Annotated in this window: 1 rRNA gene; it reads left to right on the top strand. The window is 55.2% G+C overall.

The window, feature by feature from the left end:
* Window positions 1–52: 52 nt before the first annotated feature.
* Window positions 53–2,900: ribosomal RNA gene (locus H4Q31_RS02120) — 23S ribosomal RNA — on the top strand; the annotation flags it as partial.

Genomic DNA, 2,900 nt, shown 5'->3' with positions numbered 1-2,900 from the left:
CGAAGAAGGTCCTGCGTGAGAATTGGAGTGAGGACGATAATCCGGAGCATTAGGTTAAGCTAATAAGGGCGCACGGAGGATGCCTAGGCGCCAGGAGCCTAAGAAGGACGCGGCGAACAGCGAAATTGCCTCGGGGAGCCGTAAGCAGGCTTTGATCCGGGGATGTCCGAATGGGGAAACCCGGCTGGAGTAATGTCCAGTCATCATGCAGTGAATCCATAGCTGCATGAAGGCACACCAGGGGAACTGAAACATCTAAGTACCCTGAGGAAGAGAAAACAACAGTGATTCCGTCAGTAGCGGCGAGCGAAAGCGGATTAGCCCAAACCAAGGGGCTTGCCCCTTGGGGTTGTGGGACGTCTCACATGGAGTGATAAAGGAGCAGGTTAGGCGAAGAGGTCTGGAAAGGCCCGGCATAGAAGGTAAAAGCCCTGTAGCCGAAAGTCTGCTCCCTCCGAGACGGATCCCGAGTACCGCGGGACACGAGAAACCCCGTGGGAATCCGGCAGGACCATCTGCCAAGGCTAAATACTCCCTGGCGACCGATAGCGAAGCAGTACCGTGAGGGAAAGGTGAAAAGCACCGCGGGAGCGGAGTGAAAAAGAACCTGAAACCGTGCGCTTACAAGAAGTCAGAGCCCTCTAGATGGGTGATGGCGTGCCTTTTGTAGAATGAACCGGCGAGTTACGTTCACGTGCGAGGTTAAGTCGGTAAGACGGAGCCGCAGCGAAAGCGAGTCTGAATAGGGCGAATAAGTTCGTGGGCGTAGACCCGAAACCGTGTGATCTACCCCTGTGCAGGGTGAAGGTAAGGTAACACTTACTGGAGGCCCGAACTCACAAGCGTTGAAAAGCTTGGGGATGACGTGGGGGTAGGGGAGAAATTCCAATCGAACTCGGAGATAGCTGGTTCTCCCCGAAATAGCTTTAGGGCTAGCCTCGAGGTTTAGCATCATGGAGGTAGAGCACTGATTGGGTGCGGGGCCCGCCAAGGGTTACCAAGTCCAGTCAAACTCCGAATGCCATGGATGTATACTCGGGAGTCAGACAGCGAGTGCTAAGATCCGTTGTCAAGAGGGAAAGAGCCCAGATCATCAGCTAAGGTCCCCAAGTGTGTGTTAAGTGGGAAAGGATGTGGAGTTGCGAAGACAACCAGGATGTTGGCTTAGAAGCAGCCACCATTTAAAGAGTGCGTAATAGCTCACTGGTCGAGTGACTCTGCGCCGAAAATGTAACGGGGCTAAACACACCACCGAAGCTATGGCATGNNTTGGGTAGGGGAGCGTTGAATGCGGGTTGAAGTCAGACCGGAAGGACTGGTGGACTGCATTCAAGTGAGAATGCCGGTATGAGTAACGAAAAGACAAGTGAGAATCTTGTCCGCCGAAAGCCTAAGGGTTCCTGAGGAAGGTTCGTCCGCTCAGGGTCAGTCGGGACCTAAGGCGAGGCCGAAAGGCGTAGTCGAAGGACAACAGGTTGAAATTCCTGTACCACCGTAAGCCGTTATGAGCAATGGGGGGACGCAGGAGGGCAAGAACGCGAGCCGATGGAATGGCTCGTCCAAGCAGTGAGGCGTGTGCGTAGGCAAATCCGCGCACTATAACGTTGAGCTGTGATGGGGAGGGAAAATCGCAGTACCGAAGGTTCCGTGCTCACGCTGCCAAGAAAAGCCTCTAGCCAGGCGAAGGTGCCCGTACCGCAAACCGACACAGGTAGGCGAGAAGAGAATTCTAAGGCGCGCGGAAGAACTCTCGTTAAGGAACTCGGCAAAATGACCCCGTAACTTCGGGAGAAGGGGTGCCTCGGTAGGGTGAATAGCCCGAGGGGGCCGCAGTGAAAAGGCCCAAGCGACTGTTTAGCAAAAACACAGGTCTGTGCGAAGCCGTAAGGCGAAGTATACGGGCTGACGCCTGCCCGGTGCTGGAAGGTTAAGGGGAGCGGTTAGGGGTAACCCGAAGCTGTGAACCGAAGCCCCAGTAAACGGCGGCCGTAACTATAACGGTCCTAAGGTAGCGAAATTCCTTGTCAGGTAAATTCTGACCCGCACGAATGGCGTAACGACTTGGGCGCTGTCTCAACGAGAGATCCGGTGAAATTTTAGTACCTGTGAAGATGCAGGTTACCCGCGACGTGACGGAAAGACCCCATGGAGCTTTACTGTAGCTTGATATTGGACTTTGGTACGGTCTGTACAGGATAGGTGGGAGCCATAGAAGTGGGAGCGCAAGCTTCCATGGAGGCGCCGTTGGGATACCACCCTGATCGTATCGGAGTTCTAACCTGTCACCGTGAAGCCGGTGAAGGGACCGTGTCAGGCGGACAGTTTGACTGGGGCGGTCGCCTCCTAAAGAGTAACGGAGGCGCCCCAAGGTTCCCTCAGAATGGTTGGAAATCATTCGAAGAGTGCAAAGGCATAAGGGAGCTTGACTGCGAGACCTACAAGTCGAGCAGGGACGAAAGTCGGGCTTAGTGATCCGGTGGTACCGAATGGAAGGGCCATCGCTCAACGGATAAAAGCTACCCTGGGGATAACAGGCTTATCTCCCCCAAGAGTCCACATCGACGGGGAGGTTTGGCACCTCGATGTCGGCTCATCGCATCCTGGGGCTGAAGTAGGTCCCAAGGGTTGGGCTGTTCGCCCATTAAAGCGGTACGCGAGCTGGGTTCAGAACGTCGTGAGACAGTTCGGTCCCTATCTGTCGCGGGCGTAGGAAATTTGAGAGGGGCTGTCCTTAGTACGAGAGGACCGGGATGGACGCACCGCTGGTGTACCAGTTGTTCCGCCAGGAGCACCGCTGGGTAGCCAAGTGCGGGAGGGATAAGCGCTGAAAGCATCTAAGCGCGAAGCCCGCCTCAAGATGAGATTTCCCAATTCGTAAGACCCCTGGAAGAACACCAGGT

The sequence above is a fragment of the Cohnella lubricantis genome (assembly GCF_014212015.1).
GTDB classification, from domain to species: domain Bacteria; phylum Bacillota; class Bacilli; order Paenibacillales; family Paenibacillaceae; genus Cohnella; species Cohnella lubricantis.
Note: the sequence above shows the minus strand (reverse complement) of the source record. Positions and strands in the feature narration are given on the sequence as shown.